The sequence below is a fragment of the Luteolibacter sp. AS25 genome, from assembly GCF_046736275.1.
Taxonomy (GTDB): domain Bacteria; phylum Verrucomicrobiota; class Verrucomicrobiia; order Verrucomicrobiales; family Akkermansiaceae; genus Luteolibacter.
The window spans coordinates 3,293,702-3,309,069 of sequence record NZ_CP151837.1 but is presented as its reverse complement, the minus strand read 5'-3'; the positions used below and the strand labels follow the sequence as shown (position 1 = coordinate 3,309,069).

The following is a 15,368-nucleotide window of genomic DNA, read 5'->3' as shown; positions in this document are numbered from 1 at the left end:
GAAAAGGGATGAAGTTTTTTATTAGTTTTCTTCTTCGATGACGACGTGGAGGCCGAAGACTTTTTCGAAAAGATCGCCTTTGGAATCCATGGCGAGACGTTCCACTGCGGCGTCTTCGAGGCCGGGGAGACGGATTTTGAGCTGATTTTTTGTGCGGCTGATCTCGATTTTTTCGATGCGCTGGGCGTGAGTCCGTTCGAGTGCGTCCGCGACCCGGAGGATGGCGGCGAGTTTGGATACACGAATGCGGTTTTCGACGCTTAGGGCGGCGTAGGATGGGTGGTCCATGCGTGGGCCGGAGTGGCGGTGATACCGGGAGACGAGGGCGACGATGGTGACGTCCACGCGGTCCAGACCAAAGATTTCCGAATTCAGGATAATATATTCCGAGTGCTTGTGGTGGGCGCGCGGGCTGACGTATGTGCCGACTTCATGGAGAATGGCAGCCACCTGTAGGAGCAGTGCATCGTGATCGGTAAGCTGGTGGAGATCCTGAAGATTTTCCAGGAAGTGCTCGCATAGTTTTCCTACGTGTTCGCCGTGTTGGGCGTCCGATTGGAATTTTTCGGCCAATATGCGGGCGGAGCGGAGGACCTCGATGGCGAAGGAGCCGGAGAGTTCACGGGATGCGAGAAGATCGCTGAGGAGGCCTTGCTCGTATTCCGAGGTTGGGATGTGAACTTCCTTCAGGGAGAGGATTTCCGCGATGGAAAGGTTGATCTGAAGGGAGGGGATGAGTCCCTCTGCGGTCTGGTAGTCGATCTGGAAGCGTTTAACTGCATCGAGATCGCTGAGTGAGGCTGTTTCGCTGGTGAATTTCCTGAAGTCCTTGATCGTGCAGGCTTCGTTGTTTTTCGTGAGGTGAGCGGCGATGGATTGGATCTCATAGCCGATCATGATGATGCCATCGATGGAGACATCCGAGTAGTCGAAGCGAAGTTGTGCGAGGTTTCCTGAGGCGTGCTCACGGATGACGCGCAGAAAGGAGGGGCCCTCCGCCTGGGAGGCTTCCACGGCTTCCGCTGTGCGGTGGGTGCCCATGCGGTAGCTGGTGTAGCGGGTGATGAGGCCTTCTTCGAAAAGGAGTGCACGGGTATTGCCCGGCCCGACGTGGACGACGAGGGCGGTGCGCTGGCTCATGGCCGGCAGATGATGAATGCGCCGGCGGGTTTTGAGGTAGATGAGACGAGTCATCTCCCCATCATCGATCATGGATACCGGCACTCCGCAGGCGATGCGGATGCGGTTGAGAACGGTTTCGTGGTTGCTGGCTTCATGGAGAACGTTGGTGGCAACTGCACGGGTGAGGTTGTGTGGGTCCGCTCCCATTTCCTCCAGAATCTGCTGGTAGCCGCGAATGATGGAGACGATGCGCTCTGTGGTCGCGTTGGAAACTTCGTTCCCTCCGAATACGTCTTGGGCGAGTGGGGCGGGCTGCTCCAGAAAGTCGATAGGAGTAAGCGTGCCATCCTCCTCACGCTCTGCGATGATGCATGAAACCGAGCTAGCACCAATGTGCAGCGCGGTCATGAGAGTGGCCGGATCAGAGGAGAGAGCGTCTTTTTGTTTCCTAGCGAGCACCATAGATAAATGACTACGGTGGAGAGTAGGTTTTACAATGCCGAAAACAATATTTTGACGGAATCGTTTCTTGAACGGAGAGCTTGGTCACGTATTTATAGGAGTATGCCTGTTCAAGGAGCTAAGGAAAAATATTTGGTGGAACCTGGTTCCAAAGTGAATCTGAAGAAACTCGAAACAGACGATCGCTCGCTATACGATGATGGCGGGAAGGAGGAGGGGAAGCTCGCGATGAACGAACTTCTCGAGGAGATGCGGGAGCTGCAACGGGTGCTTTACGCAGAGAACAAACATAGAATCCTGGTGGTAATCCAGGCGATGGATACCGGCGGCAAAGACGGATGCGTGAAAAGTGTTTTCCCCACAGTGGATCCGCAGGGCATCCATGTGGAGCCATTCAAGAAGCCAAGCGAAGAGGAACTGGCACATGATTTCCTATGGCGCGTACACGCCAAGGTCCCGCGCAACGGGCAGATCGTCGTCTTCAACCGCAGCCACTATGAGGATATTATCGCGGTGAAAGTGAAAAAAATCTACGAGGACAAGGTTTGGAAAAACCGCTACGGCCACGTGGTGGACTTCGAGCGGATGCTGTCCGAGGAAGGTACCACGATCGTGAAAATCTATCTTCACATCTCGAAAGAGGAACAAAGGCAGCGCCTTGAATCCCGTTTGGAGAATCCCGACAAGCACTGGAAATTCAATCCGGATGATTTGAAGGACCGTGCGCTGTGGGATGATTTCATGGTGACCTACGAGGATGTGCTTTCCAAAACCTCCACCAAGGATGCTCCATGGTATGTGGTCCCTGCGGATCGCAAATGGTACCGTAACCTGGTGGTTGCCCGCATCATGGTGGATACTCTCAAGAAGCTGAATATGCAGTATCCGGAGATCACCTGGGATCCGAGCTCGATGAAAATCGAAGACTAATACCCGTTAAAATTCATAAACGTGAAAGCCTTGGAGTTATTCCAAGGCTTTTTCGTGCTGTGGTGTGCGGTGCTGAGCCTACCAATCGGAATGTATCTGAGGCACGTGGTTATTGGTGTCGGAAAGTGAGCATACCATATAGAGCTCCCCGAGGGCCGGAAATACATCTGGAAACGGAGTGCTGTAGGTGCCGTTGGAAGGGCATTTGATGCTGCCTTGTGTGTTTCCGTATTCTTCGGCTTCGATGTAACCCTTCGCGTAGAGATGCGCGGCAATGTTCTGTGTTCCACCGGATGCGGTAGGGTAGCCGCCTTCCTGGAAGCCATAAAGGTTCTGGTAAGAGCGTGTGGCGACCTGGATGTTGCGAATCTTCAGGATGCACGTGGCGCGATCGGTTCCATTTTTCCATCCCTGGGCACCGATGAACATGATCCCGATCAGAGATAGTAGAACTAAGATAACGACAGTGAGCTCTATCAGCGTTAAGCCGCGAGCATGTGTCGTCCTGGGGGAGGACTGAATATTCATGAAAATGGGGGGATAGGAGCGCAGCAACTTGCCGAAGCTGAGTTGATACAAACCCGAGGATACCGTTTTTTTTAGAAAACGACTACTACGCAATCACGTGAAATGTATTAACTTTTATAGCTCGTGTCCGTGAATTCCTTATGGTCAGGGGCTTATCTACTCCGGGTTGGATGGATTTTTATGTGTCGGATTCGACAAATAGTAAATCCGAGCTATTCCTGTTGAATGAAATTGATGGGCTATAGTCTTTGGCTGGCAGGAGCACTTTCCGGTTACGCACAGAGCGAGCAGGGAGAAAAGGTCCCGCCTCCGGTGAGAATGGAAGACCTCCAGGCACTGATCGAGAGTGGCGATGGGGAACTGGCGGGTCTGGTGAAAAACTTCATCGGCGAAGAGAATGCCAACAGATATTTTTACTTTCCGACACGGGATGAACCAGCAACGCCAGCGAAGTGGGGCTTGAAATATGAGGATGTGGAATTCCATTCCACTGACGGAACCAAGCTCCACGGTTGGTTTTTACCTGCAAAATTGGCAGAGCCAAAGGGGACTGTGGTCTTTTCCCATGGGAACGCGGGCTCAATCGGGCACCACCTTTGGTTCACCGTGTGGATGGTTGAGGCCGGCTACAATGTGATGCTTTATGATTATCGCGGGTTCGGAAAATCCGAAGGCGAGGTGGACCGGCGGGGAATGATCGAGGATGTGAAGGCTGCTTTCGACTATATCGTGCAACGGCCGGATGTGGACGCAAGTAGGCTAATTTCCTATGGGCATAGCTTGGGTGGTGCGAAGTCGATCACGGCTTTGGCTGAAAAGCAGCAGAAGGTGAGTGCGATTATCATCGAGGGAACCTTCACTTCCTATCGGGCGATGGCGAAGGTGATTGGCGGTGAACTTGGCGGCCAATTGATTACGGATGAATTTTCACCCCGCGATTTTATTTCGAAAATCACGGAAACCCCGCTGCTGGTGGTCCATGGCACGCTTGACCAAGTCGTCCCAATTACCCAGGGATTGGAGATGTTCGAGCTGGCAAACGAGCCGAAAACCCTTTTCGAGGTGAAGGAGGGGATGCACGGGAATTCGCTCTCGCGGGATTCCGGCGCATACCGGAAGAGGGTTTTGAATTGGCTGGATCAGGTGATGAACGCTCCAGCGCGGCGCTAGTCCGAAGAGTTCTACCTAAGCTTCGTTCCACTCACCGAACTTACGGAATTTTTCGTAACGCTCGTTGAGAAGCTGCTCGGTATCGAGCGAGCAGAGGTGATCCAGGTGCTTCGAAATGACTTCACGGAAAGAATCCGCGGTTGCCTGGTGATCGTGGTGTGCGCCTCCGATTGGTTCCGGGACTACGTCGTCGATGAGTTCCAGCTTCAGGAGATCCGGAGCTACAAGTTTCATAGCTTCGGCAGCCTCCGGAGCGTGTTTGCGGTGCTTCCAGAGGATGGCTGCACAGCCTTCCGGGGAAATTACGGAGTAGTAGGCGTTTTCCATCATTACAACACGGTCTGCAACACCGATGCCGAGAGCGCCACCTGAACCGCCTTCGCCAAGGACGACTGCAATTACAGGGGTTTTGAGAAGCATCATCTCACGGAGATTGAAGGCGATGGCCTCTGCGATGTTTCGCTCTTCCGCGCCGATTCCCGGGAATGCACCGGGGGTATCGATGAGTGCAATGATGGGCATGGAGAACTTCTCTGCCATTTTCATGAGGCGAAGTGATTTCCGATAGCCTTCCGGATGAGCGGATCCGAAGTTACGCTTGAGATTTTCCTTTGTGTCGCGGCCTTTCTGGTGGCCGATGACTACACATTTTTTATCGCCCAGCATGGCGAAGCCACCGGGCATGGATGCGTCGTCCCCGATGTGGCGGTCTCCGTGCAGTTCTGTGAAGTCCTCGAAAGCGAGTGAGACGTAATCCAGCATGAAGGGACGCTGGGTATGGCGGGCGATCTGTACGCGCTGCCACGGTGTGAGATTCTGATAGATGCCGGAGCGGGTTTCGGCGAGCTTGCGCTCCATTGTTTCGATTTCCGCGGAAAGATCGAGGTTCTGTGCGGAAGCTTTGGCGCGGAGCACCTCAATTTCCTGCTCCAGCTCTTGGGCGGGCTTTTCGAATTCTAGCAGTTGCATAAGATTAGAGTTTATTGGGAAAATTTCAGAAGTGCAAGATTCCCGTTCTATGGTGTTTAGCGTGATTTAGGAATCCGGATTTCGACTTCGTTTCCGGTGCGGGTGAGAAGGAAGAGCTCTTCTATATCAACGTTGCGAAGGTAGATGCCGATTGCAGGGTCTTCCTCGTTTTCGTCGTAGGGGTAAAGCTGGATCGTAGGACTCTTCAGCTGAATTGATTTTGAAGTGGCCCGGTAGTTCTTTGCGGTGGGGGAAACAGAGGAGCTGCCGACCGTAGCGCGGCGTGAGGCGATGGTGGTTTTCCCTGCCTTCAGGGTAACCCCGTTCATATTCATGATGGGGTATTCACAGATAAACTTGGCACCATCCCAGACGGAGACGGATTTCCGGTATGGCTCTATGACGACGCGGAAATTCAGTGGCATGAGGAGTAATTCATCGCCCGGTTGGAGGCGGTTCACATCCAGCTGCATCATGTTGTTGAGATGCATGGCCATATCAAGGGTGGTATCATTCCGTGCGATGATGGCGTAGTAGGAGTCTCCACGTTTTACCTCGTATTGGGTTTTCCCGTCTTCATATGAGCTGGAGAGGATCTCATCGAGGTTCATTTCACCGACAATGCGCCGTGCGGTCGGAGCGGAAGGGGAGGAGGGAAAGACGTTTACGATAGCAGTGAGTTTTTCCCGGCCTTCCGCGATGAGGCCCATGGCGATAAGTTCGTGGGCCTTCTGGAAGGCACGGTCGCCAGGTTCGTAATCGACCATTTCCGCTGCCTCAAGGGCTTTTGCGAAGTCTTCTTCTTTTTCCACACGGAGGACGGTGCCCGCCTCCGGAATGATTTTTTCAAATACTCCGCCGAGAGGCTCTACCACGATGTGGTAGGTAAGCATGCTGGTGAAGGTAACCACGCCGGCCACGACTAGCCCTGCGATGATTTTTATGATGAGCAAGATTCTCATTGGGAAAGGAGCTCGGGATTTCAGCCTGCATTGAGCCAGCTAGCAAGCTTGGCTTTCGATTAGATGAGCCCCTTGCGCTTGAGATCGAAGGTGTTGATTTCGTGGGAGCGGAGGATCATTTCAAAGGCGAACTTGAGAACCGAGATTTCCCAGGTGTCGTCCACTCCCTCGATAATGGCTCTGGCTGGATTTCCAGTGCGCCGGATGTCTTCGAGCACCCGTTCCCTTACGGATTCAATGGGATCGTGAATGAGTTCTTCGTTCACCGCGCCACGCTTGAAGCGGAATCCGTATTGAAGGAACGCGAGGTTGTGGCCCTGCTCCTTGAGTTTCTCTACCATTCTGTCGAAGCGGGCGCGTGCGTTTTCATCAAATCCTTCCAGTTCGATGTCGCGATAGGGTTCCGGGCGGAGGATGCGGGGCTTCATTGCCTCTACTTCACCGGTGCGGATGCGCACTTTGCCAACCTGATCCATGGGCTCGCTGAGCAGCTGGAACTCAAAACGCGTCTCGCCAAAGGTCTGGATCCGGTGATCTGGCTCGTGAAGGACCCGGGTAGTTTCCATGGCGTATTGGATATCGTCTTGGCTAGGCATCAGCTGTGTCGTTCTAGAGTTGGATCGGGTTTGGTGGTTTAGAAATTCAGTGGAGCTTAATATGTGCCCCATGCGGACGAATGCAAAGAAAAGGGCGGGAACTTTTCAGCGCCCGCCCTTCCGATAGAAAATTTTACGCTGTGCGTATTAGCCTTTCTTGCTGGTGATGAAAGAAACAACGTCTTTCACAGCCTGAAGTTTTTCTGCTTCATCGTCAGGTACTTCCACGTCGAATTCTTCTTCGAGAGCCATTACGAGCTCAACAGTGTCGAGGGAATCCGCACCGAGGTCTTCGACGAATTTAGCTTCTGATGTGACTTGGTCTGCGCTGACGCCAAGTTGATCAACGATGATATCTTTGACGCGCTCTTCGATTGGTTTATCTGACATGTTCTGAGTAGTTGTGTGGTTGGTGTGAAAGACGGTTATCCTTTCAAACAGGATGTTGGCAATCATGAAAAATCCCTGCAAAGGGAAAAGCTTTTTCGGGATTATTTTGTTTCCGTGGATTCGCCGGGATTTTCGGAGGTCTCCGTTTCTTCTTCGGTGGTGTATTCGATGATCTCGCCGGAGAAGTTTGCGCGGATTTTTTGCATGAGTTTTTCAGCAGGTTCTCCGTTGTCTTTCTTGAAGCCTCCGTAGGTCAGGCCATCGATACGGGCTCTGCCGCTGCCGGCGGTTCCCTCATGATCAATGAAGGCAATGCCCTTGGTTTCCCATTTTCTGAGATCCAGGGATTTCATTTCACTGTAGGGGATTTCCTTGCCTTTAGCTGTGATCAGGGTGCTTTCACCGGCAATCATGGAGCGCCGTGCGGTGCGGACCAGAAAGAACAGTGCAATTAGGGCAAGTGTAAGGCAGATGTAGAATACGATGATCTGCTCGCGGATTTTCTTCGCGTCGAAAGGTTTTTCCTCAGGCTTGATGCTTAGTTTCTTATCGATCTGCTGTTTGGTGTATTCCTGCCAGAGAAGGTTGTGCTGGAGTGGTTTCACTTTCTCAAACTCGGTGAGCATTTCCGGCCATGGCATCGGAACCTGGGTCCCCTTCGGTAGGACGGAGGTATCTTTTGGAAACTTGACGGTCTGTTCTTCCGCGAATTTTTTCCACTGGTCCTCTGTCAGCGAGCCATCGGAGTTCATATCCGAGAATTGCTTGGTGGCCTGCTCGAAGGTGTTGTGGATGTAGTATTCCAGGTTTTTCTTCCGGTAGCCGGTGGTGCCGTCAATGTAGAAAAGCACCGCGAAGACGCTGAACATCGCCAGCATGGCAATGGCCCGCAGGGTGAACCAGGGTGTGGGTTTGCAGATGATCTGCTCCGGGGAACTCATAGCTGGCATAGAAAAGGGTTTGGACGGGCGGGTGGCAAGCTTTGAAGGTAGATCGGTGCACCAGGATCCGCGAAATGCACTGGATCAGGATGGGCGAAACTTTCCGGCGGTTGATTGAGAAATATCTTGTTTCGTATTTCAGGACGTATGCGTAGTTGCGGAAGATTCAACCTGCGCGATGCCTAATTTTCTCTATTTTTCCGATCTGATTGGAGTTTTCTTCTTTGCGATTTCCGGGGCGATTGCCGGGCGCAAGAATGAGATGGATATCTTCGGGATGTTTATGCTGGCGCTGGTTACATGTATAGGTGGAGGGACTTTGCGGAGTTTGCTGATAGGGGTGGCGCCGCCGCCGGTTCTGGTGGATCCGGCTTATGTGACTCTGGCAGCAGCTGCCACGGTGGTATCGTTTTTCGCGGAGCCGCTGTGGGAGAGGTGGCAACGTGCGATCTCGGTATTCGATGCCGTGGGACTGGGAGTGTTTGTATGTATTGGGGTCCAGGTGGCCCAACAGCAGGGTCTTTCCGACTGGGCTTCTCTGGGAATGGGTGTGGTTACAGCTACCTTCGGTGGTGTCCTCCGGGATTTGTTCCGTGCGGAGGTTCCGCTGATTTTCCGTAAGGAAATCTACGCGACGGCGGCTTTGCTAGGTGGCCTGGTGTATCTGGGTATTCACAACCTGGGGCTGCCAACGTCGGTGAATATCCCAATCACGACGGTTGTCACGGCAGGTGTTCGGCTGGCGGCGATTCGCTTCGGGCTGAGATTGCCCGGGCAATCATTGTGAGACCAAGATCGATTTCAGTAAGGTGAGCTGATTACGTGCTCGGACAAGGTTATGGCCGGCGTAGTCGGAACGGAAATACTTATCTCCCAGCAGGTAATCTGTCAGGAAGCGCATGGCTAGCTCCAGTGTGATTACGGAAACGGAGGCTGGGAGTAGCTCGATTTCCTTCTCACTGAGAAATGAGGATGCGGTGGAGAGATAGCCCTCGGTGAGTGCTTTCTGCATTTCCGGGTCGATGAAAATTTTTCCCGGGTCGGTTTCATCCTCGGCAGCCGTTGCTGCGGCGGAGCGCACCAGATCGCCGAAATCGTAGAGGGCGAGTCCTGGCATGACTGTGTCGAGGTCGATGACGGTGGGGGCGATTCCCGAACTTTTCGGGAAAAGGATATTGGAGATCTTCGTATCGTTGTGGGTGATACGCTGCGGGAGGCCTGCGGTGACGAGCAAGCTGGTGAGTGGTTTCTGTGAGCGGATAAATTCCAGCTCTTCTTCTACCTCGGCAAGGCGCCCGCAGATGTCGTGGCGGGCTGCGTCTTCCAGTTTCAGCAAATAGGCGGGAGTGTTGTGGAAATCCGGGATGGTATCGTGGAGTGTGCGGGGATCGAGGTCCGCGAGCTTTGCCTGAAAGTCCCCGAAGGCAGCTGCGGCGCGAAATGCGAGTGCGGGGGAGGAAATTTCAGTGAAAGATTCAGTGCCCTCCTGGAACGGATAGCAGCGCCAGATTGTGCGGTCCGGTAGTTCCAGCCAATGATTCCCTTCATGGGTGGGGATGAGGCGCAGCTGATTCTCGGGCTCGTTCTTCTGTGCCAGATGATTGGTGACGTTGAGGACGTTCTCCATAACGTTTTCCGGCTCCATGAAAACGGTGGAGTTGATCGACTGGAGAATGAATCGGGTAACTACCTCATCGCGGATGCAGCCGACGACGTATGTGCTGTTGATAAGGCCGGTAGGGATTTCCTCATGAGAGACGACAGGGCCGGGAAGGACAAATCTGGATGCGATTTCAGAGAGTGGCATGAATTTACTTATAAAGTTTTTGAGCTTACGCTGGGCTGGGAATGAAGCGAAAACTTTTCACTCGGCGCAAGCTTTTGAAGCTGGGAGCAGGATCTATAGCTGCTGGATGTGGGACCTTGGGCTACACGTTTTTTGTCGAGCCGTTCTGGCTGGAGCTGGTTGAGCGTAAGTTACCAATTGCAAATCTACCCGCCGGCCTGCGTGGGAGAACGCTTGTGCAGATCAGTGATTTGCATGTTTCCGGGCGGGTTTCATCGGATTATTTGATAGAAAGTATGCAGCGGGTAAAGGAGCTGAAGCCCGATATTGTAGTCTATACCGGGGATTTTATATCACTGGATGAGGAAACGGAGGTGCAGATGGAAAAAGTTTTCCCCCACCTCCCCAAAGGCCGGATCGGGACGGCTGCCATCTTGGGAAATCACGATTACGGGGTGAATTTTGTCGAGGAGGAATGGGCTCAACGAATCATCGCCTCATTGGCAGATCAGGGCATTCCAGTTTTAAGAAATGAGATTCTCGAGCTGGGAGGCCTCCAGATTATCGGGATGGATGATCTCTGGTCAGGTGAGTTTTCCGCTGAAAAGTCGTTAATTCGATATGAAGCCTCGATGGCGGGGATTGTCCTTAGCCATAATCCTGATTCCGTGGATGAACCGGGCTGGGGAAATTACCAGGGATGGGTCCTTGCCGGGCATACACATGGAGGGCAGTGCAAGCCTCCGTTTCTCCCTGCGCCTTTGCTGCCGGTAAAAAACAGGCGCTACTCCGCCGGGCATATACCGCTGGGGGACGGCAGGGATTTGTATATAAACCGCGCCCTAGGCTATCTGCATCAGGTCCGTTTCAATGTGCGGCCTGAGGTGACATTTTTCGAGATGACCTGAATTTCAGGCTATTTCTGCAAAAACCATGATGCCGCCTGTTGTCTGGAGCATGGTGACAACTATCACATCCACGCTGTTCCCGATCTCCTTGTAGGCTTGATTTACGACAATCATGGTTCCATCCGGGAGGTAGCCGACTCCCTGATGATCGTCCTTGCCTGGTCTTACGATGGCTACGCGGAGTTTTTCTCCCACTGCCACGGAGGGGCGCAGGGCCAGATCCAATTCGGTGAGATTGAGGACGGAGAGGCCCTGGAGTTTCGCGATTTTCGTCAAGCTCTCGTCCAGTGTCATGAGCCTTGCGGCGAAAAATTTGGCAGTCTCGATGAGACGGGCATCCATCGTGATGGCGGCGGGGGAGGTTCTTGCCTCATGGACGGAAACCTGTGCATCCGGCGCGTTTTGCATCTCCGCGAGATTTTCCAAACCTCGCTCCGCCCTGTGTTTTGTTCCGTTCCCCGCTTCATTCGCAAGTGTCTGGATTTCCTCGAGGACGAATTGCGGAACAATAAGCCGCCCGCTGATAAATCCGGATTTCATCAATCCCAGAATACGTCCGTCCATGATTGTTTCCGAGTCCACCACGATCGGCTGGCCAGAACTGGAGTCCTGGCGAAAGCGGACGTATGGGATGATAAATGCGAAGTCATCGCGGTTGCTGCGCAGTGCGAGCACTGTGCCCAGAAATCCGAGGCTGGCAAAAAGGGTGACATCGATGGCGAGGCGGAGGGCCTCCACCACGGTCTCATCATCGCCGGCGGTTCGGAACGCGAGATCGAGCAATGAGGATACCTCTACCCTGGTGAGCAACCAGGCGCAGAATAGCCCAACTCCGAGGCCGAAGGTGGCGGTGGAAAACCCACGTAGGCTGAAACCTTTCATGAGCCTCTCAATTCCGATGAAACCCAGACCGATGCCCAGGCCGATAAGCAACCCTGTAGTGATCGATATCTCGATCGAGGTATTTTTAGTGCTCAGTGCGATGGCCACACCAGCTGCCTGACATACCAGAAGGTAAATAAGTCGGGCAATGTTCACTGAGGGATTGGTCATATAATAAGACAAACATCCCGTTCCGAAGCCAGCCGTTCAAGCTGAAACGAGGATTACTCGTTTTCTTCCGCAGTCGCGTGAATATCTGTCAGCGCTGCGATGAAATCCCCGAGAATTTCTGCAGGAACCATGATGGTATCGCGGTTTCCGCTTACATCTTCGGTGATCTTGACGACCATCCCTCGCGAATTCTGTTTCAAATCCAGGAAAAAAGTTTTCCTATCCGACAAAATCTTCTCCGTATGCAACAAATCACTTTCCACTCTACTACCTAGGTTGTTCTAAGCAGCTAGCTTTGAAAACCCTGAGGGATTGTCAAACCTATTCACAAAAGCGAAACTTCGATCTAACTGCTTCAATTAATTATTTATGCGAGAATTTCTACCAGAAAAACGGCCCGCTCTAGTTCTCGCACCCATGCAGGATGTGACGGATCTGCCGTTTATGAGAGTGCTGGGGAGGCGCAGTTTACCGGATTGGTTCGTTACGGAATACTTCCGGGTTCACCCTGATTCCCGACTAAATAATTATATTTTACGTTCCATTTCAGAGAATGAGACAGGCCGGCCGATCTATGCGCAAATGATCGGCCGGGATATTCCAAATCTCTGCCGTACCGCACGTGAGCTGGCGGAGTATCCGATAGCGGGAATAGATCTGAATCTGGGATGTCCGGCTCCTGTGGTCTGCCGGAAAGATGCCGGCGGTGGGCTTTTGCGTCATCCCGCCCGGATTCATGAAATTCTGGGAGCGCTGCGGGATGTGATTCCCGGTGAGTTTACAGTGAAGACGCGGTTGGGATACCATTCTCCGGACGAATTTCCCGCACTTCTGGAGATATTCCGCAGCCACGGGATTGACGGACTCACGATTCACGGTCGCACGGTTATGAACCGTTACCAGACGCCGGTGCATCCGGATTTTGTGAAACTTGCGGTGGAAACGATGAATTGCCCGGTAATCGCAAATGGAAATGTGGTGGATAGCGCCACGGCTCTTTCCTATCACGCACAGACCGGTGCGGCGGGGCTTATGGTTGGCCGGGGAGCGATCCGGAATCCGTGGATTTTTTCCCAGATCGAGGGGGCATTCCGAGGTGAAGCTCCTGTGAGCCTCTTCCGGCGTGATCTGCTGGAATATATTATGGAGCTTTCCGAGGAGCTGGGGCGTGAGCACGTGGCCTATGATCCATTGCTCCACATCCAGCGGATGAAAAAAACACTGATTTATATCTGCGAGGGGATTGATGCGGAGTTCGAGCGGGCGATCAGACGGATGAAAACTGCGGAGGAATTTCACGAGCTTTGTGGGCGATATCTCGATAATTGCGAATTATTGGAGGTCTTGCCACCTGCTGAATCACGAATTTTTTGCGGTTTCAGTGAGTTGCTTTCCTCTGCTGAAAAGCCCTGAAATCGCTTATGTGACAAAATCCACACAGGATTTCTGAGGCGATTTTTTTCGGGCTTTGTATTTACTAAGTCTTGGCTGCCGAAATGCTGGCATCGTTTCAGCTATCAAGAACACGAATCCTCGATGCGATGCAACTCACTCAACACAAGCAAGCCCCACCTTTTTGCCGTCCGGCATTCAGTCTACTGGAGATTCTTGTCGTGCTCGGGATCATCGCTGTGCTGCTGGCTGCGGCCTCCCCGGTTTTCACAAATAAATCCGGAAATGCCAGGCAGGCGTCACGGGAAATCATCAAGGCGCATCTCCAGCAGGCGCGGGCTCATGCGATTGCCACCGGAAATGCTACGGCTGTCGTAATACCCACTGCTGCATCGGATGACACGATGGGTGCTGCGGCCCTGACTTTGATCGAGGTTACCAACGAGAGCGGGAGCTATCTGCCTATGGCGGCCGATCCTGAAGATCCCGATTCCGACGATGTAGCCGCGCTGCAGCGCTGGGAAACTTTACCCGGGAATATCCGGTTTGTCACAAGTTCCCTGATTTCCATTCAAAACGGAACCATCGCAGATCAGGCGGAAAGTTTTTCAGTTCCCTACCGGAAAACGGATGTGGACTGCCATTATCTCGTATTTTCTCCGAATGGGCAGATCGTTTATCCATCGGGAAACCTGAACATGGCCATTGCCCAGGCGGTGAACACTGCAGGGAGTCTCAAAATCACCCAGAGAAATGACGGGAAGGCTGTTTTCGATCTATTTCAAGTAAACCGCCTAACCGGCAGAACCCGCTTTATTGATCCGTGATGAAGACTTTTTCCTCAGCAAAATTACCGGGAATGACTCTCATGGAGGTGGTGGTGGCTCTTGGTGTCATCGCGTTTACAGTGCCGATCATACTTTCCGCCACTGGTGCCGCCACGAGCTCGAAAAGCAGCGCGGAGGCAGATACGCGTTCCGCTTGGTTGGCGAAGGAGGCCCAGCGGCAAATCATCGCCAGCTGGGATGACGGTGAAAATTCCGCAATCTCCACGGATCTTGATTTTCCGGATTTCGGGTCAAAAGCGGCTCCCAATATTCTCCTATATGATATCGAAGGGGAATTCATTGCCGAGGGTGACTCCAGTGATCTTACCGCTTCAAGCGCCACGGATGGAGCGGCTTATATTGTTACGTTTTACGGCGAAAGCCATACCCCACCGAACCTGACAGGCTCATCGGATACGCTCTCCTACCTGCATGTGAAAATTCTCCACCCGGCAAAAGCCGTGCCGGATTTACGGAAAGTCTACAGCTACAATATTCTTTCCCCAAAAGGAGGTGTGCTTTGATTTTCCCACTGGAAACTGTCCGTGGTGGCAGGTTCGGGAAATCAGGTTTCACAATGTTGGAGTTACTCGTCTCCATGGGGATCACTTCCGTATTGATGATTACTCTTCTCTCGCTGGTGGCGTCATCGACAGAGAGCTACACCCGCACACAGAAGTCGATCAACGCTCTCTCGCAGGCGCGTTCCTTTATGCTGTTTTTTGATCGTGAAATTTCCTCCCAGCTGCCTAGCACGTTTTTTCTCCATGAAAAATCGGAGGAAGCCAGCGGGCCTGAGTCTTCGGATAAATTTGTCTTCACACGGGTGCTAACCAATGACGAACAAGTGGAGGACGATCCGGGTGATCTAGGCACCAGCGTATACTACGTGGCATTTTCCGATGATGTCGGGAATGCTGAATCACCCAAACTGTTCCGTAAAAACATCGGACCAAAGGATACACAGGAATTCATGGATGCCGGCTCCTCCGCAGCTTTTCCTTCGGTAAATACCGAGGAGGATGAGCCTGTTGTCTACAATCTTCTCAAATTTACCTGCCAGCCGAAATACATCGATTCCGCAGGTGACCTGCAGGAGTGGGAGCTTCAGGAGCCGGCCCTTCCCGATCCGTCTGTGGTAAAATTGGAAATTACATTTCTGGATGATAGCTCCGCCCAAGGATTCACCACGGAAAGCCAGTGGGTCGAAATCGCCTCCAAGGCAGAGGGTCTGGATGGCGGAGTCTCCAGTGTGACGGATGACTCCAGACTTAGGAACGTGCGCTCTTTCTCACGGACCATTACTTTGAAAAGATGAAACCGGCTTGCTGC

At 52.8% G+C, this 15,368-nt stretch carries 18 protein-coding genes; 8 read left to right on the top strand and 10 right to left on the bottom strand.

All coding sequences use genetic code 11. The features are described from left to right. Nucleotides 1-21 precede the first annotated feature (21 nt). The gene (locus AAGA79_RS15215; protein ID WP_411826672.1) at nucleotides 22-1,584 is read right to left on the bottom strand and encodes an HD domain-containing protein; all 1,563 of its coding nucleotides are present in this window, start codon (nucleotides 1,582-1,584) and stop codon (nucleotides 22-24) included. Between the two features lie 102 nt (nucleotides 1,585-1,686). Between AAGA79_RS15215 and AAGA79_RS15210 the strand changes: the two genes are divergently transcribed. Further along, entirely contained in the window at nucleotides 1,687-2,514 is an 828-nt protein-coding gene (locus AAGA79_RS15210; protein WP_411826671.1) for a polyphosphate kinase 2 family protein, read from the top strand. 78 nt (nucleotides 2,515-2,592) lie between these two features. On the opposite strand, the gene AAGA79_RS15205 is transcribed toward AAGA79_RS15210, so the two are convergent. Next, nucleotides 2,593-2,943, bottom strand: a complete 351-nt coding sequence (locus AAGA79_RS15205; protein WP_411826670.1) for a hypothetical protein — start codon at nucleotides 2,941-2,943, stop codon at nucleotides 2,593-2,595. Between the two features lie 333 nt (nucleotides 2,944-3,276). Here AAGA79_RS15205 and AAGA79_RS15200 point away from each other — a divergent pair, with 333 nt between their 5' ends. Beyond that, nucleotides 3,277-4,212 carry an alpha/beta hydrolase gene (locus tag AAGA79_RS15200; RefSeq protein WP_411826669.1) on the top strand — a complete coding sequence of 312 codons (936 nt, stop codon included), beginning with the start codon at nucleotides 3,277-3,279 and terminating at the stop codon, nucleotides 4,210-4,212. 15 nt (nucleotides 4,213-4,227) lie between these two features. Here AAGA79_RS15200 and AAGA79_RS15195 read toward each other — a convergent pair whose 3' ends face one another. The 5 genes from AAGA79_RS15195 to AAGA79_RS15175 form a co-directional block, all read right to left on the bottom strand. Continuing rightward, nucleotides 4,228-5,181 (bottom strand): acetyl-CoA carboxylase carboxyltransferase subunit alpha, encoded by a 954-nt coding sequence (locus AAGA79_RS15195; protein WP_411826668.1) that lies wholly within the window; start codon nucleotides 5,179-5,181, stop codon nucleotides 4,228-4,230. Between the two features lie 56 nt (nucleotides 5,182-5,237). Next, on the bottom strand, nucleotides 5,238-6,134 hold the full coding sequence (locus AAGA79_RS15190) for a LysM peptidoglycan-binding domain-containing protein (protein ID WP_411826667.1): 897 nt from the start codon (nucleotides 6,132-6,134) through the stop codon (nucleotides 5,238-5,240). 68 nt (nucleotides 6,135-6,202) lie between these two features. Continuing rightward, nucleotides 6,203-6,739 (bottom strand): hypothetical protein, encoded by a 537-nt coding sequence (locus AAGA79_RS15185; protein WP_411826666.1) that lies wholly within the window; start codon nucleotides 6,737-6,739, stop codon nucleotides 6,203-6,205. A 147-nt stretch (nucleotides 6,740-6,886) separates the two neighbouring features. Further along, on the bottom strand, nucleotides 6,887-7,129 hold the full coding sequence (acpP, locus tag AAGA79_RS15180; RefSeq protein ID WP_411826665.1) for an acyl carrier protein: 243 nt from the start codon (nucleotides 7,127-7,129) through the stop codon (nucleotides 6,887-6,889). Between the two features lie 101 nt (nucleotides 7,130-7,230). Then, the gene (locus AAGA79_RS15175) at nucleotides 7,231-8,079 is read right to left on the bottom strand and encodes a hypothetical protein (RefSeq protein ID WP_411826664.1); all 849 of its coding nucleotides are present in this window, start codon (nucleotides 8,077-8,079) and stop codon (nucleotides 7,231-7,233) included. Between the two features lie 169 nt (nucleotides 8,080-8,248). On the opposite strand from AAGA79_RS15175, the gene AAGA79_RS15170 reads away from it, so the two are divergent. Next, on the top strand, nucleotides 8,249-8,857 hold the full coding sequence (locus AAGA79_RS15170) for a trimeric intracellular cation channel family protein (RefSeq protein ID WP_411826663.1): 609 nt from the start codon (nucleotides 8,249-8,251) through the stop codon (nucleotides 8,855-8,857). On the opposite strand, the gene AAGA79_RS15165 is transcribed toward AAGA79_RS15170, so the two are convergent. Next, on the bottom strand, nucleotides 8,849-9,877 hold the full coding sequence (locus tag AAGA79_RS15165) for a phosphotransferase enzyme family protein (protein ID WP_411826662.1): 1,029 nt from the start codon (nucleotides 9,875-9,877) through the stop codon (nucleotides 8,849-8,851). The two genes, AAGA79_RS15170 and AAGA79_RS15165, sit on opposite strands and share 9 nt — an antisense overlap. Before the next feature lie 41 nt (nucleotides 9,878-9,918). On the opposite strand from AAGA79_RS15165, the gene AAGA79_RS15160 reads away from it, so the two are divergent. Then, on the top strand, nucleotides 9,919-10,764 hold the full coding sequence (locus AAGA79_RS15160) for a metallophosphoesterase (protein WP_411826661.1): 846 nt from the start codon (nucleotides 9,919-9,921) through the stop codon (nucleotides 10,762-10,764). A 3-nt stretch (nucleotides 10,765-10,767) separates the two neighbouring features. On the opposite strand, the gene AAGA79_RS15155 is transcribed toward AAGA79_RS15160, so the two are convergent. Beyond that, nucleotides 10,768-11,817, bottom strand: coding sequence for a hypothetical protein (locus AAGA79_RS15155; protein WP_411826660.1), 1,050 nt, complete (start codon nucleotides 11,815-11,817; stop codon nucleotides 10,768-10,770). A gap of 53 nt (nucleotides 11,818-11,870) precedes the next feature. Further along, nucleotides 11,871-12,080 carry an RNA-binding protein gene (locus AAGA79_RS15150; protein ID WP_411826659.1) on the bottom strand — a complete coding sequence of 70 codons (210 nt, stop codon included), beginning with the start codon at nucleotides 12,078-12,080 and terminating at the stop codon, nucleotides 11,871-11,873. 106 nt (nucleotides 12,081-12,186) lie between these two features. Here AAGA79_RS15150 and AAGA79_RS15145 point away from each other — a divergent pair, with 106 nt between their 5' ends. From AAGA79_RS15145 to AAGA79_RS15130, 4 genes are all read left to right on the top strand, one after another. Next, nucleotides 12,187-13,230, top strand: coding sequence for a tRNA dihydrouridine synthase (locus tag AAGA79_RS15145; protein WP_411826658.1), 1,044 nt, complete (start codon nucleotides 12,187-12,189; stop codon nucleotides 13,228-13,230). Between the two features lie 128 nt (nucleotides 13,231-13,358). Next, nucleotides 13,359-14,036: a Tfp pilus assembly protein FimT/FimU gene (locus AAGA79_RS15140; protein ID WP_411826657.1), complete on the top strand. Its 678-nt coding sequence runs from the start codon at nucleotides 13,359-13,361 to the stop codon at nucleotides 14,034-14,036. Then, a complete protein-coding gene (locus AAGA79_RS15135; protein WP_411826656.1) occupies nucleotides 14,036-14,560 on the top strand; it encodes a hypothetical protein in 525 nt (174 codons plus the stop codon). Before AAGA79_RS15140 ends, AAGA79_RS15135 begins: the two co-directional genes overlap by 1 nt. Beyond that, nucleotides 14,557-15,354 carry a PilW family protein gene (locus AAGA79_RS15130; protein WP_411826655.1) on the top strand — a complete coding sequence of 266 codons (798 nt, stop codon included), beginning with the start codon at nucleotides 14,557-14,559 and terminating at the stop codon, nucleotides 15,352-15,354. Before AAGA79_RS15135 ends, AAGA79_RS15130 begins: the two co-directional genes overlap by 4 nt. The last annotated feature ends 14 nt before the right edge of the window (nucleotides 15,355-15,368 follow it).

Coding starts and splice junctions, on each gene's coding strand:
- AAGA79_RS15215 (WP_411826672.1), bottom strand. CDS start 1,584: ATGGTGCTCGCTAGGAAACAAAAAGACGCTCTCTCCTCTGATCCGGCC.
- AAGA79_RS15210 (WP_411826671.1), top strand. CDS start 1,687: ATGCCTGTTCAAGGAGCTAAGGAAAAATATTTGGTGGAACCTGGTTCC.
- AAGA79_RS15205 (WP_411826670.1), bottom strand. CDS start 2,943: ATGTTCATCGGTGCCCAGGGATGGAAAAATGGAACCGATCGCGCCACG.
- AAGA79_RS15200 (WP_411826669.1), top strand. CDS start 3,277: ATGGGCTATAGTCTTTGGCTGGCAGGAGCACTTTCCGGTTACGCACAG.
- AAGA79_RS15195 (WP_411826668.1), bottom strand. CDS start 5,181: ATGCAACTGCTAGAATTCGAAAAGCCCGCCCAAGAGCTGGAGCAGGAA.
- AAGA79_RS15185 (WP_411826666.1), bottom strand. CDS start 6,739: ATGCCTAGCCAAGACGATATCCAATACGCCATGGAAACTACCCGGGTC.
- acpP (WP_411826665.1), bottom strand. CDS start 7,129: ATGTCAGATAAACCAATCGAAGAGCGCGTCAAAGATATCATCGTTGAT.
- AAGA79_RS15175 (WP_411826664.1), bottom strand. CDS start 8,079: ATGCCAGCTATGAGTTCCCCGGAGCAGATCATCTGCAAACCCACACCC.
- AAGA79_RS15170 (WP_411826663.1), top strand. CDS start 8,249: ATGCCTAATTTTCTCTATTTTTCCGATCTGATTGGAGTTTTCTTCTTT.
- AAGA79_RS15165 (WP_411826662.1), bottom strand. CDS start 9,877: ATGCCACTCTCTGAAATCGCATCCAGATTTGTCCTTCCCGGCCCTGTC.
- AAGA79_RS15160 (WP_411826661.1), top strand. CDS start 9,919: ATGAAGCGAAAACTTTTCACTCGGCGCAAGCTTTTGAAGCTGGGAGCA.
- AAGA79_RS15155 (WP_411826660.1), bottom strand. CDS start 11,817: ATGACCAATCCCTCAGTGAACATTGCCCGACTTATTTACCTTCTGGTA.
- AAGA79_RS15145 (WP_411826658.1), top strand. CDS start 12,187: ATGCGAGAATTTCTACCAGAAAAACGGCCCGCTCTAGTTCTCGCACCC.
- AAGA79_RS15140 (WP_411826657.1), top strand. CDS start 13,359: ATGCAACTCACTCAACACAAGCAAGCCCCACCTTTTTGCCGTCCGGCA.
- AAGA79_RS15135 (WP_411826656.1), top strand. CDS start 14,036: ATGAAGACTTTTTCCTCAGCAAAATTACCGGGAATGACTCTCATGGAG.